28 protein-coding genes are annotated in these 26,538 nt (G+C 64.6%); 11 read left to right on the forward strand and 17 right to left on the reverse strand.

The window, feature by feature from the left end; genetic code table 11:
- Positions 1–81: 81 nt before the first annotated feature.
- Entirely contained in the window at positions 82–1,143 is a 1,062-nt protein-coding gene (locus AWB79_RS11885) for a HoxN/HupN/NixA family nickel/cobalt transporter (protein ID WP_061167630.1), read from the reverse strand.
- 182 nt (positions 1,144–1,325) lie between these two features.
- Between AWB79_RS11885 and AWB79_RS11890 the strand changes: the two genes are divergently transcribed.
- The 7 genes from AWB79_RS11890 (at position 1,326) to AWB79_RS11925 (ending at position 7,113) form a co-directional block, all read left to right on the forward strand.
- Positions 1,326–2,327 carry a fatty acid desaturase gene (locus tag AWB79_RS11890; protein WP_061167631.1) on the forward strand — a complete coding sequence of 334 codons (1,002 nt, stop codon included), beginning with the start codon at positions 1,326–1,328 and terminating at the stop codon, positions 2,325–2,327.
- A gap of 48 nt (positions 2,328–2,375) precedes the next feature.
- Complete coding sequence (locus tag AWB79_RS11895; protein ID WP_061167632.1) at positions 2,376–3,188, forward strand: phosphate/phosphite/phosphonate ABC transporter substrate-binding protein; 813 nt, start codon at positions 2,376–2,378, stop codon at positions 3,186–3,188.
- Positions 3,189–3,313: 125 nt separating this feature from the next.
- A complete protein-coding gene (locus tag AWB79_RS11900; protein ID WP_061167633.1) occupies positions 3,314–4,309 on the forward strand; it encodes a luciferase-like monooxygenase in 996 nt (331 codons plus the stop codon).
- A 224-nt stretch (positions 4,310–4,533) separates the two neighbouring features.
- Positions 4,534–4,779 carry a hypothetical protein gene (locus AWB79_RS11905; RefSeq protein WP_035969404.1) on the forward strand — a complete coding sequence of 82 codons (246 nt, stop codon included), beginning with the start codon at positions 4,534–4,536 and terminating at the stop codon, positions 4,777–4,779.
- Positions 4,780–5,163: 384 nt separating this feature from the next.
- Positions 5,164–5,499, forward strand: coding sequence for an H-NS family nucleoid-associated regulatory protein (locus AWB79_RS11910; protein ID WP_061167634.1), 336 nt, complete (start codon positions 5,164–5,166; stop codon positions 5,497–5,499).
- 494 nt (positions 5,500–5,993) lie between these two features.
- Entirely contained in the window at positions 5,994–6,449 is a 456-nt protein-coding gene (locus AWB79_RS11920) for a helix-turn-helix domain-containing protein (protein ID WP_232470884.1), read from the forward strand.
- Between the two features lie 49 nt (positions 6,450–6,498).
- On the forward strand, positions 6,499–7,113 hold the full coding sequence (locus AWB79_RS11925; RefSeq protein WP_061167636.1) for a hypothetical protein: 615 nt from the start codon (positions 6,499–6,501) through the stop codon (positions 7,111–7,113).
- Between the two features lie 184 nt (positions 7,114–7,297).
- On the opposite strand, the gene rhaS is transcribed toward AWB79_RS11925, so the two are convergent.
- The 6 genes from rhaS to rhaM form a co-directional block, all read right to left on the reverse strand.
- Entirely contained in the window at positions 7,298–8,311 is a 1,014-nt protein-coding gene (gene rhaS / locus AWB79_RS11930; protein WP_061167637.1) for a rhamnose ABC transporter substrate-binding protein, read from the reverse strand.
- Positions 8,312–8,402: 91 nt separating this feature from the next.
- On the reverse strand, positions 8,403–9,407 hold the full coding sequence (locus AWB79_RS11935; protein WP_061167638.1) for an ABC transporter permease: 1,005 nt from the start codon (positions 9,405–9,407) through the stop codon (positions 8,403–8,405).
- Entirely contained in the window at positions 9,400–10,440 is a 1,041-nt protein-coding gene (locus tag AWB79_RS11940; RefSeq protein WP_061167822.1) for an ABC transporter permease, read from the reverse strand. The genes AWB79_RS11935 and AWB79_RS11940 overlap by 8 nt, the downstream gene beginning before the upstream one ends.
- Complete coding sequence (locus AWB79_RS11945; protein ID WP_061167639.1) at positions 10,440–11,951, reverse strand: sugar ABC transporter ATP-binding protein; 1,512 nt, start codon at positions 11,949–11,951, stop codon at positions 10,440–10,442. Before AWB79_RS11945 ends, AWB79_RS11940 begins: the two co-directional genes overlap by 1 nt.
- A 10-nt stretch (positions 11,952–11,961) precedes the next feature.
- Positions 11,962–12,852 (reverse strand): amidohydrolase family protein, encoded by an 891-nt coding sequence (locus AWB79_RS11950; RefSeq protein WP_061167640.1) that lies wholly within the window; start codon positions 12,850–12,852, stop codon positions 11,962–11,964.
- A gap of 31 nt (positions 12,853–12,883) precedes the next feature.
- A complete protein-coding gene (rhaM, locus tag AWB79_RS11955) occupies positions 12,884–13,198 on the reverse strand; it encodes an L-rhamnose mutarotase (RefSeq protein WP_061167641.1) in 315 nt (104 codons plus the stop codon).
- Between the two features lie 163 nt (positions 13,199–13,361).
- Here rhaM and AWB79_RS11960 point away from each other — a divergent pair, with 163 nt between their 5' ends.
- The gene (locus tag AWB79_RS11960; protein ID WP_374728539.1) at positions 13,362–14,330 is read left to right on the forward strand and encodes a LysR family transcriptional regulator; all 969 of its coding nucleotides are present in this window, start codon (positions 13,362–13,364) and stop codon (positions 14,328–14,330) included.
- A 4-nt stretch (positions 14,331–14,334) separates the two neighbouring features.
- On the opposite strand, the gene lra1 is transcribed toward AWB79_RS11960, so the two are convergent.
- The 5 genes from lra1 to AWB79_RS11985 all read right to left on the reverse strand — a co-directional run bounded on the left by lra1 (position 14,335) and on the right by AWB79_RS11985 (position 18,743).
- The gene (gene lra1, locus AWB79_RS11965; protein WP_061167642.1) at positions 14,335–15,117 is read right to left on the reverse strand and encodes an L-rhamnose 1-dehydrogenase Lra1; all 783 of its coding nucleotides are present in this window, start codon (positions 15,115–15,117) and stop codon (positions 14,335–14,337) included.
- 10 nt (positions 15,118–15,127) lie between these two features.
- Positions 15,128–16,306 carry an L-rhamnonate dehydratase gene (gene rhmD / locus AWB79_RS11970; protein ID WP_061167643.1) on the reverse strand — a complete coding sequence of 393 codons (1,179 nt, stop codon included), beginning with the start codon at positions 16,304–16,306 and terminating at the stop codon, positions 15,128–15,130.
- A gap of 18 nt (positions 16,307–16,324) precedes the next feature.
- Positions 16,325–17,644, reverse strand: a complete 1,320-nt coding sequence (locus AWB79_RS11975; RefSeq protein ID WP_061167644.1) for an MFS transporter — start codon at positions 17,642–17,644, stop codon at positions 16,325–16,327.
- Between the two features lie 26 nt (positions 17,645–17,670).
- Positions 17,671–18,432 carry an SDR family NAD(P)-dependent oxidoreductase gene (locus tag AWB79_RS11980; protein WP_061167645.1) on the reverse strand — a complete coding sequence of 254 codons (762 nt, stop codon included), beginning with the start codon at positions 18,430–18,432 and terminating at the stop codon, positions 17,671–17,673.
- Between the two features lie 128 nt (positions 18,433–18,560).
- Positions 18,561–18,743, reverse strand: coding sequence for a hypothetical protein (locus AWB79_RS11985; RefSeq protein ID WP_198399012.1), 183 nt, complete (start codon positions 18,741–18,743; stop codon positions 18,561–18,563).
- Between the two features lie 231 nt (positions 18,744–18,974).
- Between AWB79_RS11985 and AWB79_RS11990 the strand changes: the two genes are divergently transcribed.
- Both AWB79_RS11990 and AWB79_RS11995 read left to right on the forward strand, forming a co-directional pair.
- Entirely contained in the window at positions 18,975–19,244 is a 270-nt protein-coding gene (locus AWB79_RS11990; protein WP_061167647.1) for a hypothetical protein, read from the forward strand.
- 186 nt (positions 19,245–19,430) lie between these two features.
- Positions 19,431–20,285 carry a helix-turn-helix domain-containing protein gene (locus AWB79_RS11995; RefSeq protein ID WP_061167648.1) on the forward strand — a complete coding sequence of 285 codons (855 nt, stop codon included), beginning with the start codon at positions 19,431–19,433 and terminating at the stop codon, positions 20,283–20,285.
- A gap of 6 nt (positions 20,286–20,291) precedes the next feature.
- Here AWB79_RS11995 and AWB79_RS12000 read toward each other — a convergent pair whose 3' ends face one another.
- The 3 genes from AWB79_RS12000 to AWB79_RS12010 all read right to left on the reverse strand — a co-directional run bounded on the left by AWB79_RS12000 (position 20,292) and on the right by AWB79_RS12010 (position 24,545).
- Complete coding sequence (locus tag AWB79_RS12000) at positions 20,292–22,133, reverse strand: ATP-binding response regulator (protein WP_061167649.1); 1,842 nt, start codon at positions 22,131–22,133, stop codon at positions 20,292–20,294.
- 6 nt (positions 22,134–22,139) lie between these two features.
- A complete protein-coding gene (locus AWB79_RS12005) occupies positions 22,140–23,774 on the reverse strand; it encodes an ATP-binding domain-containing protein (protein ID WP_061167650.1) in 1,635 nt (544 codons plus the stop codon).
- A gap of 99 nt (positions 23,775–23,873) precedes the next feature.
- A complete protein-coding gene (locus AWB79_RS12010; protein ID WP_061167651.1) occupies positions 23,874–24,545 on the reverse strand; it encodes a glutathione S-transferase family protein in 672 nt (223 codons plus the stop codon).
- A 139-nt stretch (positions 24,546–24,684) separates the two neighbouring features.
- On the opposite strand from AWB79_RS12010, the gene AWB79_RS40050 reads away from it, so the two are divergent.
- The gene (locus AWB79_RS40050; protein WP_198399013.1) at positions 24,685–24,855 is read left to right on the forward strand and encodes a hypothetical protein; all 171 of its coding nucleotides are present in this window, start codon (positions 24,685–24,687) and stop codon (positions 24,853–24,855) included.
- Between the two features lie 46 nt (positions 24,856–24,901).
- Here AWB79_RS40050 and AWB79_RS12015 read toward each other — a convergent pair whose 3' ends face one another.
- Entirely contained in the window at positions 24,902–25,312 is a 411-nt protein-coding gene (locus tag AWB79_RS12015; protein ID WP_061167652.1) for a response regulator, read from the reverse strand.
- Positions 25,313–25,661: 349 nt separating this feature from the next.
- Positions 25,662–26,408, reverse strand: a complete 747-nt coding sequence (locus AWB79_RS12020; RefSeq protein WP_061167824.1) for an AraC family transcriptional regulator — start codon at positions 26,406–26,408, stop codon at positions 25,662–25,664.
- Positions 26,409–26,538 lie beyond the last annotated feature (130 nt).

Raw genomic sequence — 26,538 nt, forward strand, 5'->3', positions numbered from 1 at the left:
TGGTTCTCCCTGAACGCCGCCCGATGCGGAAAATGGATGGGCGGCTGGCGCACCCACGAAGCAGGAAGAATGCCCAGCGGCTTATCTGGCGAGCGCATCGTATCCGCGCCACTTGTAGATGAGCACGGAGACCAGCCAGCACACCGCGAACACGCCGACGATCCCATATCCGAGCATGCCGAAGTGTTCCGACAGCGCCCCGGCGATGTCCCACAAGCCGCCTTTGAGCTGCACCCGGTCCGCGATCAGCCCGAGCGCCTCGATGCCGCCCACCAGCACCGCGATCAGCACCGACACCAGCGTGACCGCGAGGTTGTAGTAGAGCTTGCGCGCCGGTTTCATGAACGCCCAGCCATAGGCGCGGGTCATGAGCAGGCTGTCGGCGGTATCGATGAGCGACATGCCCGCCGTGAACAGCGCCGGAAACACAAGGATCGACCATACCGGCATGCCGCGCGCCGCTTCCGCCGCCGCGATGCCCATCAGGCCGATCTCGGTGGCGGTGTCGAAGCCGAGGCCGAACAGGAAACCGAGCGGGTACATGTGCCAGCTCTTCCCGATCAGCCCGAAGAGCGGCCGCGCGAGACGCGCGAGCGGACCGCCGCCGACGGCGACCATGTCGAGGTCTTCGTCGCGGCAGGCTTCGCCGCGCCGCACGCGCCGGAACGCGCGCCACACGCCGCGCAGCACGAACAGGTTCATCGCCGCGATGACGAACAGAAACAGCGACGACACCGACGTGCCGATGATCCCGCCGATCTCGCGGAATTCGGCGAAGCTGCCCTGCACGGCCATCGCGGTCGCGGCGATCAGCGCGCTGGCGGCGACGACGATCGTCGAATGTCCGAGCGAGAAGAACAGGCCGACGAACAGCGGGCGCTTGCCTTCATGCATCAGCTTGCGCGTGACGTTGTCGATGGCGGCGATGTGATCCGCGTCGACCGCGTGGCGCAGGCCGAGCGAATACGCGAGCAGCGATGTGCCGAGCAGGAGCGGATAGTGCCGGAACGCGATCAGCGCCCATACCCAGGCGAGCAGGTTGCACGCGATCAGCGCCGCGATGAGGCGCGCGGACTTGCGCGGCGGCGAACCATGCGCCTGAATCGACTGGGACGCGAGAGCGGGCTCGAGCGGATCGGTCATGGGCGCGCGCGACGGTATTAAAGGGAGCAAGCATACCGTGCGCGGCGACGTGGCCAAAAATCACCGCGGAGCGCATGCGCTTATTCCGCCGCGTGCGAAAACCTTAGGCGGAATCGTTGTTTGGGACGCGCGAGACGCGCCGCTACGATGGGGTTTCGCCTTTTTCGACCTTGAAGTCCGCCATGCCCCGCTATCTCGACGACGTCCAGCGCCAGGAACTCCAGAACCAACGCCAAAGCTGGCTCTGGCGCTGCGAATGGCCGACGTGGGCGGTCATCGTCGCGATATACGGCGGCTGGTTCGGCGTCGCGCTGAACGCGCGCACGCTCGGCCTGGCGCCGGCGCTCGCGCTGCTCGCGGTGCTGTCGTGCTGGTACATGTCGCTTCAGCACGAGCTGATGCACGGCCATCCGACGCGCTGGCCGCTCGTCAACATGCTCTTCGGGCTGGCGCCGCTCGCGGTGTGGTTTCCGTACGAGGTGTATCGCGACTCCCATTTGCGCCATCACGACGACGCGCATCTGACCGAGCCCGGACGCGATCCCGAAAGCTATTACGTGAGCCCGGAACAGTGGGCGAACGCCGGCCCCGTGCTGCGTCTGGCGCTCGCCGCGCGCAATACCTTCGCGGGGCGGCTCTTCATCGGACCGTGGTTTTCGATCGCGGCTTCGTGGCGCGAAGCGGCGCAGGCGCTCGTCGAGGCGCGCTGGCGCATCGTCGCGAGCTGGGTGGCGCATCTCGTCGCGCTCGTGCTGCTCGCTTACTGGCTCGATTCGCGTTGCGGCATTCCGTGGCGCGCGTTCGTGTTCGGCATCGGCTACTGCTCGCTCGCGCTGGCCTCGGTGCGCTCGTTCCAGGAACATCGCGCGGCGGAGCATGAACGCGAACGCACGGTCATCAACGAGGCCGCGTGGCCGTGGCGTCTGCTGTTCCTCAACAACAACTATCACGCCGTGCATCACGACCTGCCAGGCGCGCCGTGGTTCGCGCTCGGCACGATCTATCGGCGCTGGCGCGATGCGTATCGCGCGAGCAACGGCGGTTTCGTCGTGCGCGGCTATGCCGAATGGGCGAGCCGTCACGCGTTCGCGCAGGCGGCCGCGCCGGTGCATCCGTTCGCCGGGCCACTCGACGCCGACATCGCCCTCGCCCGCCGCGACGACGCCGCTCCGCTCGCGAGCTGACGCCGCGCTGTACGATTCGAAATCGTTCGCTTATCTCCCGCTCGCGCGATGCACTGGACCGCCGCCCTGCCAATGTACAACGTCACGCCCGCGCTCGCGGCGGACTGGCGCGCGCTGCTCGAATGCGTTCGGCGGAATATCGCGCCCTGGCTCGACGCGCGCGGCGACGCGCTCGAACTGGTCGATCCGGGGCCGGATCTCACGGCCTACTGGCTACGCGACGATACGCTGCTGTCGCAGACCTGCGGCTATCCGCTCGTGCACGCGCTGGCGGATCGCGTACGGCTCGTCGCCACGCCTGATTTCGATGCACCCGGCTGCGCGGACGGCAACTATCGCAGCGTGATCGTCGCGGGGGCGCACGTCGAGGCGCGATCCATCGACGCCTGCCGCGGCCTGCGCGCCGTCTATAACGACGACGACTCCAACAGCGGCATGAACCTGTTGCGCCACGCGGTGGCTCCGCTCGCGCAAGACGGACGATTCTTCGCGTCGGTGGCGAAAAGCGGCGCACACCTCGCGTCGCTGCGCGCGCTCGCGGAACGGCGCGCGGACATCGCCGCGATCGATTGCGTCACCTTTTCCTTCGCGCAGTCGCATCTGCCGGAGCTGGCGGCGGACGTGCGCGTGATCGGCACCACGGCCGAGACGAGCGCGCTGCCGTTCATCACGTCGATGCACGCGCCGCCGGAATCGATCGATACACTACGCCGCGCCCTCGCCAATGCGCTGGCGCAAGACACCGCGCTGGCTCGTCGGCTGCGCCTGAAAGGCGTGGTGAAACGCACGCAGGCGGAATACGCGCCGATCCTCGATTACGAGCGCGAGGCCATCGCGCAAGGCTATCCGCGGCTCGCCTGAAGCCATTGGCACCGGCCCGTTTCGGCAGATTTTCCGGAGTTTCGGCACAATCGGTTTTTTCAGCGCGTGGCCTGGGCGCCGCGCCGTGTGTGCGCCACGCGCCGTCACGCTTTTGGAAAGCCGCAATGATCCCCTTCTCGCTACTCGACCTCTCCCCGGTGCCGGTCGGCTCGACGCCCGCCGACGCCTTCGCCCATTCCCTCGATCTCGCGCAGCACGCGGAACGCTGGGGCTACCAGCGTTACTGGCTCGCGGAACATCACAACATGACGGGCATCGCCAGCGCGGCGACGGCGGTCGTCATCGGCCATATCGCGGCGGGCACGAAGACGATTCGCGTCGGTTCCGGCGGGATCATGCTGCCGAATCACGCGCCGCTCGTGATCGCCGAGCAGTTCGGCACGCTCGCGTCGCTGTTTCCGGGGCGCATCGATCTCGGACTCGGACGCGCGCCCGGCACCGACCAGACCACCGCGCGGGCGCTGCGCCGCGAGCTGCACGGCAGCGCCGAATCGTTCCCCGACGATGTGGTCGAACTGCAACGCTATTTCGCCGATCCGGTCGAAGGCCAGCGCGTGCGCGCGGTGCCCGGCGCCGGCCTGCATGTGCCGGTCTGGCTGCTGGGCTCATCGCTCTTTTCAGCGCAACTGGCTGCCGCGCTCGGGTTGCCGTTTGCGTTCGCATCGCATTTCGCGCCGGATTATCTCCTTACCGCGCTCGAGGTTTATCGCGCGCAATTCCGGCCGTCCGCCACCCTGAAAAAGCCCTACGCGATGGTCGGCGTAAATGTATTCGCCGCCGAAACCGCGGACGAAGCGCGCTTTCTCTTCACGTCGCTGCAGCAGCAGTTCATCAATCTGCGGCGCGGGACGCCCGGCCAGTTGCCGCCGCCGGTGGAATCGATCGCGTGGACGGACGCCGAACGCGCGGGCGTCGAGCACTCGCTCGCGTGCTCCGTAGTCGGCACGCAAGCCGATGTGGAGGCCGGCCTGCGCTCCCTCATCGACCAGACGCAGGCGGACGAGCTGATCGTGACCGCACAGATTTTCGATCATCAGGCCCGCCTGCGCTCGTTCGAAATCGCGAGCCACGCCCGCGACGCGCTCGGTCCGCGCACGTGACGAACGCACGATCGTAATTCCTTCCGTCGTCTCTCACTCTGGACGCACCCGCTTTTGACAGGCAATAATGAGACACCGGAGGGAGCCGCGGGCCGCGGCTCCCTTCGCGTCCGCTTCATTCGCCAAGCCGAAACCTCATGTAGCGCGCCCGAATCTCGTGTACGCCGCCGGACGGTGCGGCGAAACTACAACAATTACGTCGCAAGACGGGAGGAAGAATGTCGATGCCGAGAAGCGCCGCCACCGGCGCCATGACGCTCCTGACGGAATACGACGAGGCGAGTGGACAGGAAGTGCGTTCGCTGCGTCTCGAACCGGCAGCCGACGGCAAAGCCGTCCTGCTGATCGAAATCGACGAGCGCAAACCCGGCATTCACCGCGAAGTGCGTTATGAAATTACGCCAGCGGAACTGATTGCCGCCATTCGCGCGCATGGTGCGGAATTACCGGGAGAACAACACAGTCGTTAAAACGATTTAACAGTTGCGATAAGCAGCATACAATATCGTTATGCGAGGTTTTCGCCGTCACGCTTCATGGACGGCAGCGGCTTCGCCTTCGGTGGTTCGTGGCTCCCCGGCGTGGCTTCCCGCGTGCATTCGTGCGCGCGTCCGTCACGACGACGCTCCGGCGGGCGAACGTTCGCTTTTTGGCGAATGCCGGTGTTAAAGCGAAAGCTGGCTCGGCAAAGCCACAGGGCGAATTAATAGGTGTGCGGTAAATACACTAATTGACGCGAGGCATGCGCTGCGTCAGGCTTCATAAAACACATATATTCAAGTCTTCGAACCGCCCCGGTCCGCGCGGGGTATCGGTTCGTCATCTGAAAATCAAAAAGCTGAATCAGGAAAGCCGTGGACGAAAGAAAGCGAGACAGCATCATCGCGTATTTGCGCAGCCGAATGGCTGAGTTCGGCATTACGGAAAGAGCGTTGGCTGAAGCACTGGCCGAAGCGCCGGCGGAAACTCCGCCGCCCTCCTTCACCAAAACCAGGACCAACGGGGCACATGGCGCGCCCAAGGCAAAACGGCCCATGCCGCAATTGCCTTCCCTGCCGCAAGCGTCGAACGGCGTCGGGCCGATATTCCGCAACGCGAGTGGCGACACCTGGGACGGACTCGGCGACATGCCCGAGTGGCTCAAGCGTGCCGTGCACGCCGGTCAGGACATCGAGTTCTATCGCGTTTGAGGATTTCGCACGGTTCGCGCCGCTTCGCGAATGACACCGCCATCCGCGCTCGCGCCACAACGCGCGAGCGCGTGGTGAATCTTGTCCTGTACGCGCATGCATGGATCGAGTCGATCACACGTCGAAACTCAGGCGCGCAGCATTGCACGCCACGCATCGTCGCGCCGCCTTGCGCTGCGTGACGACGCCTATTGCTGCCTATTGGCAGCTTTCATAGGCAATTCACCGAGATTAATCAAGGCCAAAAAATTTTCGGCGATGGTTGCCCATCGAGCCTGAAAACGTTTATTGGTACATCTCTGTCAGTCGGCTCACACACGCGAGCCGCGCATCGACCTGACGTCAAGCACGCCCGATCAAGTCCCGCCGTCTCCATTCGACAAGGGGGCACGCATGAACGCATACGGACGCCGCAACGTTGCATACATCGCTCACGCGCATCGACCGGTACGACACCGGGAATCCGCCGGCGCGCCCGCATCGCGACGCCGCGCATGACGTACCGGGCAATCGAACGCAATCCGAACGATCGAGCGGCGCGCGCCATGCTCTCCCGTCCCGACACACTGCCGAGCGTCGTGCGACGCATGACGGCTGGCCGCATGCTGCTCGAGGGCGAGTCGGTCGAAGCGGTGGCCGAGCAGTTGCATCTGTCGGTGCAGACGGTGCGGCGCTACAAGGCGATCGTCTCCGAAGGCGGTCTCGATGCGCTCGCGAAGATGGGTGTCGGCGGCCGAGCGTCGGTCCTGGATCGCGAGGCGCTCGAATGGATTGCCGCGGCCTTGCAGGCACCGGCACGCCAACATGGCTTCGAGAGCGATGCATGGACCAATGCGCGGTTGCGCGAGCTGATCGAGAAGCGCTACGGCGTGCGCTACTCGCGCGTCTACATCTGGCAGATCGCCACCAATCTCGGGCTGGGGCATTTGTTGTCGAAATCGCGCCGCTGAGCAAGTGCTTAATTTTGCTTGGAACAACTTGAAGACAAGGAGGGAAGGCATGTTTCGCTCGTCAACTCAAACTTCGTATCGTTCGATCAAGACCGTCGTGGCCTGCGTGGCGCTCGCTTTCGGCACATTCGGCGCGATCGGCAGCGCATCCGCCGACGATGCCGCGTCCGCACCGACCGCGCGCGGCGCGGCGGCCATCGCGCAGGTGCAGGCGCGCGTGGTCGGCATCGATCCCGCGACCAACAGCGTGTCGTTGCAGGGGCCGGAGGGACGCGTCGTCGATGTGGAGGTGAATCCCGAAGTCGGCGATGTCAAGAAGCTTCAGCTCGGCGATACGGTGAACATCGAGTATCGCGCCGCAATGCTCGTGAGCGCGACCAAGGTGAAGTCCAATGGCATCCGCGAGCGCATCGATACCGAGGCGACGATTCCCGCGTCGGGCGGCGTGGCGGCGCAGGCGCAGGTAACCGAGGTGATCGCGACGATCCAGAACGTCGACGCGAAGCATCGCCGCGTGACGTTGCGCGGGCCGAATCGGACCGTGACGCTTCAGGTCGCGCCGGATGTGCCGCTCGCCGGGCTGAAGAAGGGCGATATGGTGCACGCGCGATTCGAGTCGGCGACGGCGGTGCAGGTTTTGAGGGCTGGGCAGGCGGTGAAGTAAGCGCGCGTGGTGGACGCCAGAAGATATCCACAGTTTCTGTGGAGAGCCCTGTGGACAGCATCCGAATGACCGCACTAACCCGCTGATCGATAACGCCTTTCCCGTCGCGACAAAAAATCGGCAGCCAGCAAAAAAGCGGAACGCCCCTCCGAGCGTTCCGCTTTCCCTTTCAACCGCGCCCGCCTCAAAAATTAAAGTTGTCGATATTCGCCGAATCGAACGTGGTCGGCGGCCCGAGAATCACTTCCCCGCTCTTGCCCACCGTCCGCTTGCCCAGCTTGCCCGCATCGAACGAATCGCCTTCCTTGCCGGTGATCGTCCCCGACGCCAGATTGGCCGCCGCGAACGCCGCCAGATAACCCAGTTGACCCGGATCCCACAACTGGAACGCCTTGACCGTGCCGTTCTTCACGAACGCGCGCATCTGGTTCGGCGTGCCGAGCCCGGTCACCACGACCTTGCCCTTCGCCGGCGAACTCTGGATATAGCGCGCCGCCGCCGCGATCCCGACCGAAGTCGGCGCAACGATCCCCTTCAGGTTCGGATAAGCCTGCAACAGGCCCTGTGTCTCGACAAAGGACTTCTGATCGTCATCATTGCCGTAAGCGATCTTCACGAGCTTCATTTTCGAATACTCGGGCTTCTTGAGCTCCTCCTGCATCCATTTGATCCAGGTATTCTGGTTCGTCGCATTCGGCGTGGCCGACAAGATCGCGAACTCGCCCTCGCCGCCGATCAGCTTCGACAACAACTGGATCTGCCCTCGCCCGATCGCTTCCGAATCCGCCTGATTGACGAAAATCTGCCGCCCGTCCGGCGCGGTATCCGAGTCGAAGGTCACGACCTTGATGCCCTGCGACATCGCCTTCTTCAGATACGGCACGACCGCGTTGGCGTCGTTCGCGGCGATCACGATCGCGTTCTGCCGCTGCGTGATCAGCGTATTGATATAACTCACCTGCGACGACGCGCCCGCATCCGATGGCCCCACCACCTTGCCATCGCCCTTCATTTCCTTGATCGCGGCCATGCCGCCATCGTCGGCGATCACTTCGTACGGGTTGTTGATCTGCTTCGGCACGAAGGCGATCTTCAGGCCGCTCTTGATATCGGCGGCGCTCGCCGAAAGCGCGACGGTCGCGGCGAGAAAGGCCGCCGCCAGCACCGGGCCGCGCAGGAATCGAATGGGTTTGTTCATGTCGTAAAGTCTCCTGTCATTGCGCGCGGACTTGTGAGTCGAGCAAGCCCTTGCGCTGGTTATCATCAACGAGCACGGCAAAAGCGGCACATCAAAGCGTCTGCGCCATCAGACGCTTTTCGCGCGCGGCCCGCCAGCGCGCGACGAGATTCGGAATCAGCACCGACGAGAGCAGCAGCGCGCCGGTCACGATGGTCAAGGTTTCGCTCGATACGTCCGCGAGCGTCAGCGCATTGCGCAGCACGCCGATGATGACGAGCGACAGCAGCACGCCGATCATCGAGCCGCGTCCGCCGAAGATGCTCACGCCGCCGAACAGCACCGCCGCGATCACGGACAGCTCGAAGCCTTCGCCGTTGTCGCCACGCGCGCTCGTGAAGCGCAGCGTGTAGACGATGCCTGCGAGCGCCGCCATCCCGCCCGACATCATGAAGAGCTTGAGCTTGGTTCTGCCCACATCGATGCCGGAGAATTGCGCGGCGGTCGGGTTCGCACCGATCGCGAAGAGGCTGCGGCCGAAAGGCGTCGCCTGCAGCAGCATGGTGAAGACGATCGCGCCGGCAATCACCAGGATGAACGGCATCGGCAAAAAGGTATCGCCTATCGTGTTGATCCCGAACGCCGTGTACGCCGCCGGGAAATCCGCAATCGCCTGATCGCCGAGCAGCACGTAAGCGAGACCGCGAAACAGCGCCAATGTGCCGATGGTCACCGCGAGCGAAGGCAAGTTGAAGCGCACGACCACGAGGCCGTTGAGCAGGCCCGCGAGCGTTCCGAACAGCAGCACGAGGACGATCACGAGCGGCATCGGCAAGCCCATGTGCCACAGCACGCCCATCAGCGCGCTCGATGCACCGAGCACCGACGCCACCGACAAATCGATCTCCGCCGCGACGATGATGAGCGTCATCGGCAGCGCGATGAGTGCGATCTCGGTGAAGTCGGCCAGCATGTTCGAGATGTTCGCCGCCGAGAGAAACAGCGGCGACAGCACGCGCCCGCCGACGAGCGAAATCACGAGCACGATGCCGAGCATCGCTTCCCATTGCAGGTGACGACGGCGGGTCGTGGAAAGAGCCGAATCGGGTTTAGCCATGATCGCGTTTCCTCATCATGCGGCGCGCGACCGAGCGCGCGAGCAACGTATCGAGCGTGATCGCCGCGACGATCAGCGCGCCTTGAATCGCCTGCTGCCAGAACGGCGACACGCGCAACACCACCAGTGCGATATTGATGACGCCGAGTACGAGTGCACCGAGCGTCGCGCCCGCGATCGTGCCGACGCCGCCCGTGATCGCGACGCTGCCCACGACCGCGGCCGCCACCACTTGCAGCTCGATGCCTTTCGCCGTGCTGGCGTCGACGGTGCCGAAGCGCGCGAGCCACAGCACGCCCGCGAGTCCCGCAATGGCGCCCGACAACAGAAAGCCGATCAGCACGCGGCGATCCACGCGAATGCCCGCGAGACGCGCGGCTTCCGGATTCGAGCCGATCGCGTAATGCTCGCGTCCGCCGCGATACTGCTTCAGATACACCGACAACGCAATCAGCACGACCAGCGCGATCAACACGAGATTCGGCACGCCAAGCAGCGAACCGGTCGCGATGGACGCGAACGCATCTGGCAGGCTGGTCGCGTTGATCTGACCGCCGTGCACCCATGCGTAATCCGCGCCGCGCACGATATACAGCGTCGAGAGCGTGGCGACGAGCGACGGCACGCGGCCGAACGTGACGAGCGCGCCGTTCAGTGCGCCGATCGCCAGGCCGATGCCGACGCCCGCGAGCATCGCGACGATCACCGGCATATGCGGGAACATGACGAACAGGCTGCCGACCGCGTACGCGCTCACGCCGACGATCGACGCGACCGACAGATCGATATGCCGCATCAGCATCACGATCGTCATGCCGGCCGTCAGCAAGCCGATGATCGAGACGTTGAGCAGCACGTCGCGCAGATTCTGCAGGTTCAGGAAGTCGGGTTTGACCGTCGCCGTCGCGCCGATCAATACGAGCAGCACGATGAACAGCGTCAATTCGCGGCTCTTCGCGATCGAGACCGCGAGGCTTTCACGCTTGGTTTCGGTCGGCGGCATTGCGGGTAGCGTGGGAGAGTGTCGTGTCATCATGCTGCGCGTCCCAGTGAAGGCGATGCGCCCAGGGCGGCGCCCATCACCCGTTCTTCATTCGCATCGGCGCGGGCGATATCCGCGCTGATGCGCCCTTCGTGCATTACGAGCACGCGATCCGCCATGCCGAGCACCTCGGGCAACTCGCTCGAAATCATCAGCACGGCCATGCCGTCCTTCACCAGCTCCGCGAGCGTGCGATACACCTCTGCTTTCGCGCCCACGTCGATGCCGCGCGTCGGTTCGTCGATGATCAGCACCTTCGGGTTCGTCGCAAGCCACTTGCCGAGCACGACCTTCTGCTGATTGCCGCCCGACAACGTGCCCACGGGTGCATCGAGATCGCTGGCCTTCAGGCGCAGGCGCTTGCCCCAGTCGGCGGCGAGCGTGGATTCGCTTCTCGCCGTGATGAGCCCGTGCCGCACCAGCCGGCCGAGCACGGTCAGCGACGCATTGCGCGCGATGCTCAGTTCCAGTGCGAGCCCTTGCGCGCGCCGGTCCTCGGGCACGAGCGCAAGACCCGCGCGCACGGCCGCCGCCGGATGACCCAGCGCGAGCTTCCTGCCCGCGATCTTCACCTCGCCGCCATCGACCGGGTCGATGCCGAAAATCGCGCGCGCCACTTCGCTGCGCCCCGCGCCGACCAGCCCCGCCAACGCGACGATCTCGCCCGCGCGCACATCGAAGGAAACGTTCTTGAACACGCCTTCGCGCGTGAGATTGCGCACCGAAAGACGCACGTCGCCGGGCGCGACATCGGCCTTCGGATAGAACGTGTCGAGATCGCGCCCGACCATCCTGCTCACGATCGAATCGATACTCATGTCGGCCGTGAGCGCGTCGTAGACCTTCATGCCGTCGCGCATGATCGTCATGCGCTGCGTCAGCGCGAACACTTCATCGAGCCTGTGCGTGATGAAGAGAATCGCCGCATCGCGCTCCTTCAGCGCACGCACGATGGTGAACAGGCGCTCCACTTCGGGCAGCGACAGCGCCGCGGTCGGCTCGTCCATGATCAGCACGTTCGCATCGAGCGACAATGCCTTGGCGATCTCGACGACTTGCTGATCCGCGATGGAAAGCCCGCGCACCAGCCGTTGCGCCCGCAGGCTCACGCCGAGCGACGCCAGCAGTGCATCGACTTCGCGATGCATCTCGTCGTAGCGAATGCGGCCGAAGCGATCGCGCGGCTGCCGTCCCATGTAGATGTTCTCGGCGATCGAAAGATCGGCGAACAGCGTCGGCTCCTGATAGATCACGGCGATGCCCGCATCGCGCGCTTCCGCCGGATTCGCGAAGCGCCGCGCGACGCCTTCGACGAGCAGCTCGCCCGCGTCCGGTTGATAGACGCCCGCGAGCAGTTTTACGAGCGTCGATTTGCCCGCGCCATTCTCGCCGAGCAGCGCGTGAACTTCGCCGGGGAAAAGCTGAAGGCTTCCGTCGCCCAGCGCGCGCACGCGGCCGAACGATTTGCTTGCATGTCTCAGTTCAAGACGTGGCGTCGTCATCTCTTGCCTCTCAAATGCGATAAATCCGTTCGGCGTTGCGCACGAATAGCGCTTGCTTCTCGCTCTCGCTCGCATCGCTCACGATCTGTGCGTACGCGTTCCAGATTGCCGTGTATGAGCCGAAAAGCCGGTCCACCGGAAAGTTCGACGCGAACATCGCGCGTTCATGGCCGAACGTATCGATGAGCTCGTGCACGTAAGGACGAAGGCTCTCGACGGTCCATGCATGATCGAACATCGCGAAGCCGCTCAGCTTCACCGTGACGTTCGGGCACGCGGCCAGCGAACGCATGCCGTCTCGCCATGCGCGATACCCTCTCGTCGAATTGCGATCGACGAACATGCCGCCATGATTGACGATGAACTGCGTGTCGGCATGCTCGCGTGCGAGTTGCGCCGCCTCGTCCATCTGCGACGGATACAGTTGCAGATCGAACGACAGGCCGAAGCGCTTGAGCAACGCAAAGTGCCTGCGCCATTGCGGCTCGCGCATGTAGTGCCGTCCGACATAGTCGTAGCGCTTGTCGTCATGCACGTTGAGGATCTGACGAATGCCGCGCGTGTTGGCGAACGCGGCATGCGCTTCGAGCACTTGCGGCGCGTTGTCCGCCGAAAGGTCCGCGCCCGCGACGATGCCGTTCGGCTTGCCGCGTCCTTCGCCATCGGCGATGCCTTGCAGCCAGCGCGTTTCCTCGACGGGATCGGCCGGATCGTGATTCGCATCGACATGCACCAGCTTCAGCACGTTTATGGCTTCGGCATCACGCAGCAGATCGGCGAGCAGGTAATCGTGCTGCAAGTCGCGCGCGTCGCCGACGAACGACGTCTGCGGATTCGCAAGCCACGGGTAATGATGCGTCTTGAGGTCCCACAGGTGAATGTGCGGATCGACGACCTGCATGCTTGCACTCCTCGCGAAAGAGGCGAACGGTTCAGGGAAGATGAAAGACCGGCGCGAGCGGCGCCGCAACCGGGGAGTTATCCGCGTGCGTCTCCATCAGCGGCGCCATGGTGTCCCACCATTTACGCATGACGGGTAGCGCCGGCAGCGCATCGGTCGTATGCGTGTCCGTGCGCTTGTAGCACGCGAACAGATGCCCGGTGGCTTCGTCGAGAAAGATCCAGTAATCGCGAATGCCGGCGGCGCGCAATGCATCGGCCAGTTCCGGCCAGATCTCGCGATGGCGTCGCTCGTACTCCTCGCGCATGCCCGGCTTCAGGGTCATGCGAAATGCCACTGTCTCCATGGCGGCCCGCCTTGTTTTGATTGGTGAATCCCTGTGTTCGGGACTCGTTGTGCTGCGACTATAATTCGCCGACCGATAACACGACAATCCGAATGCAGGATTGGCCGATCGCAAAAACGTATCGCTGCGCGGTATCATCGCGCGGTTCAACGCGGACTGTCGAATGAACCAGAACGTGTCCCACAGTGTGTCTTCGAGCGCGTCGCCGAACGCGCTCGTCAATCGCCTGAAGTTCAAGCATCTCGCGTTGCTGGTGGCGCTCGACGACGCCCGCAATCTCCATCAGGCGGCCGAGGCGATCAACGTCGCGCAGCCGAGCGCGAGCCGCATGCTCGGCGACATCGAAGAAGCATTCGGATTTCTGCTATTCGAGCGCAACGCACGCGGCATGCAGCCGACGCCGCTCGGCACCGCCGCGCTCGCCTACGCCCGCCGCTCGCTCGCCGATCTCACGCGCTTCGCCGACGATCTCGACGCCAAGCGCCGCGGCGGTCACGGCCAGTTGACCGTCGGCGCGATCATGGGCGCCGCGCCCGACGTGCTGGCGATGGCCGTCACCGAACTGAAATCGGAGCGGCCGCTGCTGAACGTGAGGATTCTCGGCGAGACGAGCGATCAGGTCGTGCAGTTGCTGCATCGCCGCGAAGTGGATCTCGCACTCGGACGGCTGACGACGCCCTTGCAGCACAACGATTTCGACTTCGAGCCGCTCGCGCGCGAAGCGATGCGCCTCGTGGTGCGCGCGGGGCATCCGCTCGCAGGAAAGAGCGCGCTGGCGCTGGACATGCTGGTCGGCTGGCCGTGGATTCTGCAGCCGATCACGAGTCCCGCGCGCGGCCTGTTCGAGGACGAACTCGCGCGCGCTGGCCTGACGACGCCGGCCGATATCGTCGAATGCGCGTCGATCTTCGCGACCTTGCAACTGCTGCAGAACAGCGAGGCGGTCGCGATGCTGCCGGAATCGGTCGTGCGCGATTATTTGCGCGCGCAATTGCTGATCGAACTGCCGATCGAGATCGGCAAGAGCCTGGCGGGCTTCGGCCTGTTGCGGCGCAAGTTCGAGACGCTGAGCGAACCGGCCGAATACTTCATCGCGTTGCTGCGAAAGTATTCGGCGACGTCTCGTTATTGAAGCTTTATTGAAGATTAACGAACAGTCCGCCATCGACGAGCAAGGACGCGCCCGTTACATAGCGCGCGCGGTCCGATGCCAGGAACACCACGCATTGCGCAACGTCGTCCGGCGCGCCCAGCCGGCCTAACGGGATGCGCTTTTCCATATAGGCGCGCTTGGCTTCATCGGCGAGATCTTCGGCGTTCAGATCGGTGGCGATGGTGCCGGGCATCACCGAATTGCAGCGGATGCCGTATGGCCCGAGCGCGATCGCGCAGGACTGCATCAGCGAATGCACGCCCGCCTTGGTCGGCGTGTAATGCGTCTGCATGCCGCCGCCGACGAGCGCGCTGATCGAGCTCGTCGCGACGATCGCGCCGCCCGTGCCCTGCGCCTTCATCTGGTTCGCGGCCGCCTGCGTCACGTAGAACGCGCCGTTCAGGTTCACGGCGACCGTCGTTTCATAGACCGATGGCGGCATGTCGAGAAACGCATGAAACGGGCAGATGCCCGCGTTGCTCGACAGCACGTCGACGTGGCCGAACGCCTCCACCGCGCGCGCGATCAAGGCCTTGCCCGTCTCGTGATCCGCGACATTGCCTTCGACGGCGATCGCGCGCCGCCCGAGCGCCTCGATCTCCTTCACGATCGATTGCACCGCCGATGCCTTGCCGTATGACCGGTCGTTGTCGCCCCAGTAGTTGATCGCGACATCCGCGCCTTCGCGCGCGCTCGCGAGCGCAATGGCGCGCCCGATGCCGCGAGAGCCGCCCGTCACGACCACCACCTTGTTTTCCAGAAGCATGATTTTTCTCTCAATGCGTGTAAGGACGCGTCAGCGCGCACTCCGGATTCAGCCGCACGCCGAAACCGGGCGTCTCCGGCACCTTCATGCGGCCGTTCACGGGCACGGGCTCGTCGAGCAGCAAGGGCGTGAACATCGGCACGACCTGATCGGCCTTGGGCGCCATCATCAGGAACTCGGCGAACGGCGAGTTATGGCGCGTCACGACGAAGTGATAGCTGTACACCGACGAGCCGTGCGGCACGACCAGCACGTTGTGCGCGTCCGCGAGCGCGGAAATCTTGATGAGCTCCGTGATGCCGCCGCACCAGCCGACATCCGGCTGCACGAGATCGGCGCAGCCCATCTCGAAGAGCATGCGAAAGCCCCAGCGCGTGGCTTCGTGCTCGCCCGTCGTCACCATCATGCCGCGCGGCACCGAACGGCGCAGTTCGGCATAGCCCCAGTAATCGTCGGGCGGCAGCGTTTCCTCCAGCCACTTGAGGCCGTATTCGTGCGCAGCCGTGGCGAGACGTTTCGCGTAGTTGAGATCGAGGCTCATCCAGCAGTCGAACATCAGCCAGAAGTCGTCACCGACTTTCGAGCGCATGTCAGCGAGCTTCGCGATGTTTTTCGCGAGCCCTTCCTCGCCTTCCGCCGGACCGTGCTGCAAGGGCATTTTTCCGCCGATGAAACCCATCTGCTTCGCGAGATCGGGCCGCGCGCCGGTCGCATAAAACTGCAGTTCGTCGCGCACCGGGCCGCCGAGCAGATGGAACACGGGCTCCTTGCGCACCTTCGCGAGCAAATCCCACAGCGCCAGATCCACGCCCGAAATCGCGTTCAGCACGATGCCCTTGCGCCCGTAATACAGCGTCGCGTTGAACATCTGATCCCACATCTTTTCGATGTCGGTCACGCGCTGCCCTTCGATGAAGCGCGCCAGATGCTTCTCGACGATGAACGCGCCGATCTCGCCGCCGGTCGTCACCGCGAAGCCGACCGTGCCGTCGCTCGCCTCGATCTCGACGACCAGCGAGCCGAGCACGTTCAGCCCGAAAGACTGGCGGCTCTGGCGATATTCGGGATAACGCGCCATCGGCGTGGCGATGTGGTCGTCGATCCAGTGATCGGCGCCCTGGTCGTGATAGTCGGCGCCGCCGCCGCGAACGGTGAACGCGCGTACCTGGCGAATCGTGGGCATGGACATGGTGTGGCTCCTGGTTTTTTACGAAGCTTCGACGGCTTTTCCGTCGGCAATAGGTTGGCTTGCGTGGGGGCGTACGAGCAGGACGATCACGAGCGCCGCCAGCACGCTCGCGCCGGCGAGCACCATGAGGCCGGCGCTCGACGAGTGGAGCGCGGCTTCGGCGGCGGTGCGGGCCATCGGCGCGAAGAAGCCGCCCAGGCCGCCCAGCGAATTGATGAGCGCGATGCCGGCGGCGGCGGCCGCGCCCGTCAGATAGCGCGTCGGGAAGGTCCAGAACAGCGGCTGCGCGGCGATGAAGCCGCTCGCCGCGCAGCACAGCGCGATAAGCGACACGATCGGCATGGACGCGAGCCCGGACACCGCGATCGCCACGCCCGACATGACGAGCAGCGCGACCGCGCAGACGCGGTGCTTGCCGGTGTGGTCGGCGTAGCGCGGCACGATCCACGTGACGAGCACGGCGGCGACCCACGGCAACGCCGTCACGAGCCCGACGCGCAGCCCGACCTTCGTGCCGAGCAGCGCCGCGACCTGCTGCGGCAGATAGAAGACCACGCCGTACACGGCCGCCTGAATCAGAAAGTAGACGCAGCAGAGCACGAGCACGCGCGCATCGAAGAGCGCGGCGAGCACGCTGCGCGGTCCGTGCGCGGATGCGGCGCGCGCGTCGTCGTCGAGGCGGGCGACGAGCCGCGCGCGTTGCGATGGCGTGAGCCAGCGCGCTTTCGCGGGCTCGTCGTCGAGATACCAGAACGCCCAGACGCCGACGATCGACGCCAGCAGCCCCTCGACCAGAAACAGCCACTGCCAGCCCTTCAGGCCGAGCGCGCCGTGCAGATCGAGCAACAGGCCGGACAGCGGCGCGCCGAAAATGAACGCGAGCGGCGCGCCGAAGTAAAACACGCCAAGGGCGCGCGCCCGCGACGATTGCGGAAACCAGCGCGTCAGGTAATAGACGATGCCCGGAAAGAAGCCCGCCTCCGCCACGCCCAGCAGGAAGCGCAGCGTGTAGAACGTCGTGGCGCTGTGCGCGAACGCCATGCCCGCCGAAACGAGGCCCCAGGTCACCATGATGCGGCACATCCACAGCTTCGCGCCAACGCGATGCAACAGCAGATTGCTCGGCACTTCGAAGATTGCATAGCCGACGAAGAATACGCCCGCCCCGAAGGCGAAGGCGGCGTTCGTCAGACCGGTGTCCTGCTGCAGCGCCTTTTGCGCAAAGCCTATGTTCGCGCGGTCCAGAAACGCGAGCACGTACATGAGCAGCAGGAATGGCAGCAGCCGGCGCATCACGCGTGACGTGACGGCGCCTTCCGCGTGTGCGGAAACGTTCATGTTCCTCTCCCGGCAAGCCTTCGCGATTAGTAAGTCGCCCGTCCGCCGGACAGATCGAACACCGCGCCCGTGCTGAACGCGCAGTCCTCGGAGGCGAGCCACAGGATCAGCGACGCGGCTTCCTGCGGCATCAGGAAACGGTTCATCGGAATCTTGGAGAGCATGTAGTCGATGTGCTGCTGCGACATCGAATCGAAGATTTCGGTTTTGGCGGCGGCGGGCGTCACCGCGTTGACGAGGATGTTCTTGCCGGCCAGTTCCTTGCCGAGCGACTTCGTGAGCCCGATCAGCCCGGCCTTCGAGGCGCTGTAATGCGAGGCGTTCGGATTGCCTTCCTTGCCCGCAATCGACGCGACATTGACGATGCGCCCGTAGCCCCCTTTCAGCATGTGCGGCACGACCGCGCGGCAGGTCAGATAAGGACCGATGAGATTGACGTCGATCACGCGGCGCCAGACGTCCGGCGCGAGCTCCCAGGTTGTGCCGTTGCCGCCGGTGATGCCGGCGTTGTTGACCAGCACGTCGATCCGGCCATGCGCCGCGAGCGTCTGCTTCGCGGCGGCATCGACGGATGCTTCCTCGGTCAGCTCGACGACCGCGTCGCTCACCTTGCGCTCGCGGTGCTTCGCCGAGAGTTCGGCGCTGGTGCGCGCGAGGCGTTCTCCATCGACATCCCACAGTGCCACGTCGGCGCCCGATTCAAGCGCCCGCTCAGCCACCGCGAGGCCGATGCCGCGCGCGCCGCCGGTCACGATCACGACGCGATTCGCCAGGTCGATACGATTCATCAGTTCGTCTCCTTTCGTTGTTCGTTGCTTTGGGGCTCTATGCCGTGAAAGCGACTATAGTCCCGCGCCAATAGCGCAACAATTCGAAAGGGCGATCGTTCGATAGCAAAAGCGGATCGGGCGCCGGATTAGCCGATGCGCGAAGGTTCCTTGCGGAGCACCCGGGCGGAACGCGCGGCGGTGATTTTCGCTTCGAGGAAAGCCCGACGCGGCGCGGGCAGCGAATCGCGAAAATTACGATCGGCGAAGCGGGCAAACGCGAAAAGCCCGGCAACGCCCAGCGGACAAATCAGCAAGACAGCGAGCAACACAGCAACCTCCATTCGATATTGGGTTGGAGTGTACGCTGAACAAAGCGGCCAATTGTCGTGAAATCCAGCAATACTCCATTCAAAAATCGCTAACTTTCACCGGCGACGCGCGCTTTAGCGAAACAAGCGAGCCGATACGGCGGGAGCAGGCACGAGCATTGCTCAAGCGAACACCCGTTCGACAAGACCGACGCGCACTAAGGCGCACCGCAACCATTTACTCAAAAAAGCATGTTCACACCGAAAGCCTGTACCGCGACCTGTGTTCTCGACGGAATGCCCGTCACGTTGACCTACTTTCCCGATACCACGCTGCTGCGCATCACTGACGCCAACGGCCGATGCGTACGCGAAACCCGCTGGCCCGCGCCGTGGCGCACCCTGCTCGCTACGCTGCGCGAGTTCAGCGGCGGCCAGGCGCACGACCAGCTCTCCACGCTCCTCGACGAAATTCCCGTCTCGCAAGCACCCGTGCGCGAACGCGCGGCGGCATTCGCATAACGCGACCGCCTTCGGTTTTCACGCCGATTCATCAAAATAATCAACACATTAGCCGGACCCGCGCAGGTCATTTTGAGTGCGCGGGTCCGCGCCATTTACAATATCGAATCGACTGCGCATGGACCGCCAGACGCGCCGAAATCCCTTCCCTCCCGCAGGCCCACCCTCAGGCATCCGACTGGCTGTATGGTCACTGAAACGTCTTCTTCGGAATCACTCGCCGTCGCCGAACGCGTGCGCGAGCTCATGGCCCGTCACGGCATCGGCAAGCGGCAGCAAACCGCCGAGTTGTGCCGCATTCTCGATCTGAGCTTTTCGCAAGGCCATCGCAAACTGCGCGGCAACAGCCCGTGGACGCTCGCGCAGATCCGCCGCGTGGCCGACGCCTTCGAGGAGCCCGCGCTCAAGCTGTTCGATTCGATCAACGCGCGCCCCGACGAAACCGAAGGCACCGCGCACGACGCCGTCCTGAAACTCGGCTCGGTGGAGATTCCCTGCATGGCGTGGGTCGGCAACGCGCTGGAAGCAGGCAGCCGGCCGGATTTCATCGCGCAGAAGCTCAACGCCCGCTGGGTCGTGTCCAAGCATGAAGGCGTGCTGCTGCACGAGGCAAGCGATGTCCACAAGATCGAGATTCAGCCGCGCCGCCCCGACACCGACAAGCCGGTGATCGCCGTGGTCGACGACGATCACGCCTCCGCCGACAACCTCCACGACTATCTCGAAGCCACCGGCTTCACGGCGATGGCCTTCTACGGTCTCGATGCCTTTCTGGAAGCGCTGCAGTCGCAGGTTTTCGACGCCGTGGTGATCGACTGGCTGTTCGGCGTGCATACCTCGGCGGGCGCGATCCGCACGGTGCGCGAGTCCGACAATCCGGACGCGCCTATCTTCGTACTCACCGGCGAGCTGACCACGGGCAAGGCGAGTGAATCGGAGATCAGCCAGGTCATCCGCGACTACAACGTGACATGCTTCGAAAAACCCGCGCGACTCGGCATTCTCGTCGCGGATCTCTCCAAGCGGCTGATGCGCAGCTAAGCGCGTTCAGGCCACGCGGCGGCGCACCGTCACCGCACGGTGCACGGCGCCCTTCAGCACCTCGTAGCGCACCGGCTTCAGCAGATAGTCGAAGAACAGCACCGCCGCGCTCGGGTCCACCAGTTCGGGCGCGTATGCGCTCACCGCGATGATCGGCACGCTCGCACCCGGTGCGCTGCGTGCGCGGTATTCGTTCGCGAACGAATAGCCGTCCTTGCCCGGCATGTGCAGGTCCGCGAGGATCACGTCGGCGTCGTTGGCGCGCAGCCAGGCGAGCGCGCTGTCCACGTCCGGCTGCGCGACCGTCGCATAACCCAGATGCGTGAGCATCTCGCAGAGCGAATCGCGGATCGCTTCGTGGTCGTCGATCACGAGCACGCGCGATCGGCGCGACTCGGGCGCCTCGGCCTCCTGCTCGCCGCGCTCGGGCAGATGCTCGACCGACACCGCCGGCAGGCTCACGCGAAACGCCGCGCCCTGTCCCACTTCGCTCGACACCTCGATCGTGCCGCCGAGCAGATCGACGAGCCCGCGCACGACTGCGAGGCCCATGCCGGCGCCGTCGAAGCGCCGCGTGCTCGACGAATCCAGTTGGGTGAATTCCTGGAAGATGAGCGGCAATTGCTCGCGGGAAATGCCGGGGCCGGTGTCGATCACCGAAATATCGAGGCGCTTTTCGGTGCGCGCGAAATGCACGTCGATGGAACCGGCTTCCGTGTATTTGATCGCGTTGGTCACGAGATTCGTGACGATCTGCCGGACGCGATGCGGGTCCGATTCCATCGGCCCGCGCTCGCCCGCGTAGTCTCCGCGCAATTGGAGTCCCTTGGCGCTCGCGGCGGGCGTGTTCGCATCGACGATGGATTCGAGCAGCTCCACCGGATCGAACACCGCCATGCGCAATTCCAGCTTGCCCGCGCCTAGCCGCGCGTAGTCGGTCAGGTCGCGCATCTGCGCTTCGAGATGACGCGCGCCGCTTTCGAGCCGCTGCATGATCTTGCGGTCGGCGTCGCCGCGCGCGTTCAGGCCCAGCAGTTCGACCGACGAGACGATCGCGTGCAGCGGCGTGCGCAGTTCGTGGCTGATCATGCCGAGGAACGTGTCTTTCGCGACGCCGGCCTCACGCGCCGCGCGCGTAGCCTGATGCTCGGCCACGAGCGCCGCGCGCTGCTGCTCGATGAGGCGCGTGCGCCGATAGCCGTTGAAAAGCAGCAGCGCGGTCGCGGCGGCGGACAGCAGCCCGAGCACGATGCCGCCATAGATCAGATAGCGGCGCTTCGCCTCGAAGTCGCGCACGATCGCCTCGCGCTCGGCCACATCCATGAGGCGCCGCCCGCTCGCCAGCTCCGCGACGACGGCCGCATTCTGGCGCAACACTCCGATCACCCGCAGCGTGCGCTGGCGCTCGGTGTGAAGCCGTTCGACATCGGCCTGGATGGAATCGAGCGCGGTCTGCACCTGCCGCAGGATTTCGCGCTGCCGGTTGAACAGCGCTTCGTGCCCTTCGATGAGCACGGGCGCATCCGCGACCTGCTCGAGGCGCGCGCGCAACATGCGGAAAGTGGCGCGCACCGCGTCGGCGTCTTCGTCGATACCGTTGCGGTACAGCAGCACATGATTCTCGAAGCGCTCGTAGGCGAGCTGGAACTGCGCGGCGTCCCAGTACACGTCATTCGGCAGGACCAGCCGATGCGTCTCGCGCGCGAGCAGCCCCGAATAGAGCATGTAGCCGACCGCGCCGATGGGCGGCGCGATGGCGAGCGCGAGCAGCGCCGCGTACCACAGACGGCGAAACCACGGGCGCGCAGCGTGTGCGCGCAGGGAAGGTTCGGTGCCGATGACAGCCATGCGTGACTACAGCGCTTCGATGGCCCGGGCGGCGCGTTCCGAGGCGACCACGATCAGCTTCATCGTCGCCCGGGTCGCGCCGACGAAAATCTTGCGCGCGGCCTGCTCGTCGAGTGCGTCGAAATCGACTTCGGTCATGACCACGCACGGCGCGGATTGCCCCTTGAAGCGATAGATCGATTCCAGCAGCACGTCACCCTCGCGATACTCGGGGTTGCCGAAGAGATCGTAGGTGCCGGTGAACGCACGCAACCGGTGCGGGCCGAGCTGATCGACGCCGGTGAGCGCCGAGCCCTCGCGACCGCGAAACGACAACACCGCGATGTCCTGCTTGCGAAAGCCGAGCGACAGCGCGTGCGTGATCGCGCGCTTGGTCGCCTCGACGATTTCTTCGGGATGGCCGTCCTCGTAGGTCGAAATGCTCACATCCGAGCCGTCGAACGGGCTGCCCGCGTCGAGCCGCACGTCCGGACCGACGATCTTGCGGATGAAGCCGAGCAGATCCCGCGGACTCCGATAATTGGTCGATTCGCGCAGGATCGTCCAGCCCGGCAGCGGCACGGGCTCGCGCAGATAGAGGTTCTGCATCGGATCTTCCAGCCACCACCACGCGCCTTCCGGATTGAGCAGGCGTTCCAGCGCCTCGACCCACGCCGCCTGAAAATCCTGCCCCTCGTCAACGATCAGCACGTCGCACTTCCAGTGCTCCGGCACGGGCACGGCGGCGAAGCGTTCTTCGAGCGTGGTGAATACGTTCGGCTGGCTGAAATCGGGTGGACTGCCCGCATCGCGCGCCACCGCCGCGCTCAGCTGATGGTAGTTCGCGATCTTCGCCTCTTTGGGCGCGATTGCGCGGATATGGTCGGCGAGCGGCCGGTTGAAGCACACGTAGAGCACGCTCTTGCCGGCGGTGAGCGCGTCGCGCATCACGCGCACGGCGAGTTGCGTCTTGCCCGCGCCGGCGGTAGCGATCACGCGCAGGCGAAACGGCGCGAATTCGAGACGCCGCGCCCATGTGGCGAGACCGCCCGACAGGCGCGTGACGAGCGTATTCGCCGCGCCGACCAGCGCGTTCGTGTCGGGCGTGAGCGAGAGTTCATCGGCGAGAAAATGGTGGATGCGCGCGGCGGATTCGAAACGCGCCTCATCGGGCGGCAGGATCTCCAGCACGACGCGCGCAAGTTGCGCCTTGCGGCTGGCATCGACGATGCGCGCGGGTGAGACGCCCGCGATCGCCGCATTCTTCACCGTGTAGTCCGGGCAATACAGCAGCTCCTCGATGCGATACGTGCCCGCGCCGAACGCCGCCGTGAAACGCCGGTGCAGGTTCTCGAGCGTGCGCGCCAGCTGAATGGCGACGTTGCGCTCCTTTTGCAGATAGACCTTGACCAGCCCGGCGCTGGTTTCGCGCAGGAAGCCGGCCTTCTGCTCGATCATGAGCACGCGCCCAGACGGCGCGACGACGACGAAATCCGCCTCGCCGAACACCGAAAAGCCTTCGTTGACGCGCGTCCAGTGGACGCCGTGATAGACCGTGTAATCCTCGGGCAGCTTTTCGAGGAGCGCGAGCGTTTCGAGTTCGCGCGCCGCCGCGCCGGTCGCCTCCAGGTTCTTCCAGTCGTCGGGAACGATTCGGGCCATGCGTCGCCTTTGCGCTGAGTGATTGCGTGCGGATCATTGTACGCAACGCGCAGGACACGTCCGCAATTCGGCCAGATGGCCGGGGCGACGCTCTGTTCGCTAGCTGGCGTAGTCGTAACGTCCGCCGCGCTCGAGCGCGCGCTGGTACGCCGGCCGCGCGTGGATGCGTTCGAGAAACGCGCGGATATGCGGCAAGGACTTCGCGCCCGCGCGATGGCCGCCGGTTTCGAGGGGGAAGCTCATCTGCACGTCGGCGGCGCTGAAGTCATCGCCCGCAAACCAGCTCGATTTCGCGAGCTCGGCATCGATATAGCCGAAGTGCAGCCGAAGTTGCGGATCGATGAAGCTGCTCTGCATGGTCTGCGCGATGCGCCGCGCGATCGGCTTCGCGAAGAACGGCATCTTCGCGCTCTCCAGACGCCGCGCGACGAGCTTGAGCAAAAGCGGCGGCATCGCCGAGCCTTCGGCGTAATGCATCCAGTAGTTGTAGCGCACGCGTTCCGGCGACACGCCCGGCGACGGCGCGAAGCGGCCTTCGCCATAGCGGTCCACGAGATATTCGATGATCGCTCCGGACTCCGCGAGCGTGAGATCGCCGTCGGTCACGACCGGCGACTTGCCGAGCGGATGCACCGCGCGCAATTCCGCCGGCGCGAGCATCGTGCGCGGGTCGCGTTGATAGCGCTTCAGTTCGTAGTCGATGCCGAGTTCCTCGAGCATCCACAAGACGCGCTGCGAGCGGGAGTTGTTGAGGTGATGAACGGTCAGCATGCTTTCTCTGGCTCAGGTTCGACAATGCCGCTCATGTCGCGTCCTTGCATGGAATGAACCTTGCGGGCGGCCATCGAAAGGATAAGGCGCTTCCAATCAGGCAACCGCGTCCACCTACACAACTAAAAAGGAGAATTCGATGACGCTGATCATTTACCTCATCGGCTGGCTGATTTTCATCGGCGGCGTATCGTGGGCGCTCGTGGCGATGCATGTCTCGCAACATACGATCATGATCGTCGCCGTCATCATGCTCGGCATCGCTGTCATCACGGGCGCAACCAGGGCGCGCAACCGCGACCGGTCGTAACAGGCCATGAAAGGCGAGGCCGCTCTTCCCCGGCGGCCCGATTGCTTCACATCACCACGCGCGCTCCGGCCGCGTCTTTTATCAGCGTGACGAGTTGGTCCGGATGCACGGGCTTCGTCATGAAATGCTGAAAACCTTCGCCAATACTTCGCAGGCGATATTCCTCGCCATCGTGTCCCGTCAGCGCGATCGCCACGGAAGGCGGCAGATTGCCGCGAATTTCGTGATCCCGCAAACGTTGTATGAGATAGAAACCGTCCATCTCGGGTAAGTCGAGATCGCAGATCACCGCGTCGGGAAGATGCTCGATCGCTGCTTGCGCGCCGTCTTCGGCGTCGGCCACGGCGATGACTTCGGCGCCTTCTTCTTCCAGCAACATCTGCAGTGATGCCCTGCTCTCGGGATCGTCTTCGATCAGCACAATCCGCATATGCCCCAGTCTTGCCACTTCGTTCATGATGTTCTTTTCAACTGCCAAAAACGGAATTCTCGCGACGGTCTCTACGTCTCGCCGCCACGCGCGCTGCTACGCGTACTGATTGACACGAAAACGCGGCGGGAATTCCGAACGCACCGTTATTTACGCCGCGTGTGCGCCGGTGCGGAACGCCTCGCGGTTTTGGGCCGCGCCGGTGCGAAAAATTGCCCGGTCGCGGCGAGGCTAATCGAGCAAAAACCGGACCGGTTTGAGTCGGCAGCCTGCAAAGGGCCGTTTGACGGGCTTCACGGCCGACGCACCCCACCGGCTTCCCGCCCGCACACGCACGACCGTGTAATTTCGACGCCACCCGTACCCTGATTTCCCATCAGACGTTTGCGTCCCGCGCGGAATCGGGGCGCGTCGAGCCCGCTTGCAGCAACACGCGGTACTCGCTCGGGGTCAAGCCGACGGTCGCCTTGAACTGGCGCGTGAACGCGCTGTGATCGGTGTAGCCGCACAACGCGGCGACGTCGGTTACCTTCTCGTTCGAGACGAGCAACGCGGTCGCGGCGTCCAGCCGGGTCTTCAGCAAGACCTGGCGCGGAGTCAGATGGAAAACCTTGTGAAAGTAACGCTCCAGTTGCGCAATCGACATGTTCGCCATCTGCGCGAGCTGCCGCATGTTGAGCGGCTGCACGTAATTTTCCTGGATATGCTGCACCACTGCGGCAAGCCTGCTATAGGCCGGATGTGTGCCCTCGGCCGCCTGCAAGTCGCGCGAAATCCCCGCCAGCCCGACGATATTGCCGCTTTTGTCATGCAGCGGCTGCTTGCACGTCATGCACCAGCCAGGCTCGCGCCCCGGATACAGATGCAGCTCCAGTTGATCGATCAGCTGATGCCCCTGTGCGATGACCGCCTGATCCTGCGCCGTGTAGATGCGCCCGAAGCGGCGCGGAAACACGTCCTCGGCCGTTTTGCCGAGGAGTTTCGACTTGTCGTCCTTGTGGCCGCAACGGCGCGCGAGCGTGCGGTTGACCATAGCGTAGCGCGCGTCGCGGTCCTTCACGAAGAAGACGATGTCGGGCATCGCGTCGAACACCGGCGCGAGCAGCGCGAAATGCGCGAGCATGTCCGCAAGCGTCGATGCGGAAGGTTGCGCGATCGGCAAGGAGACCGCGGAAGTCGCCGTCAGGTCAGGCGTGCTCGTCATGCGGTGTGATCAGCGCTCGATGAATGTGAGCGCCGATTATAGAAGCGCG

Source organism: Caballeronia hypogeia, from assembly GCF_001544875.2.
Taxonomy (GTDB): Bacteria; Pseudomonadota; Gammaproteobacteria; order Burkholderiales; family Burkholderiaceae; genus Caballeronia; species Caballeronia hypogeia.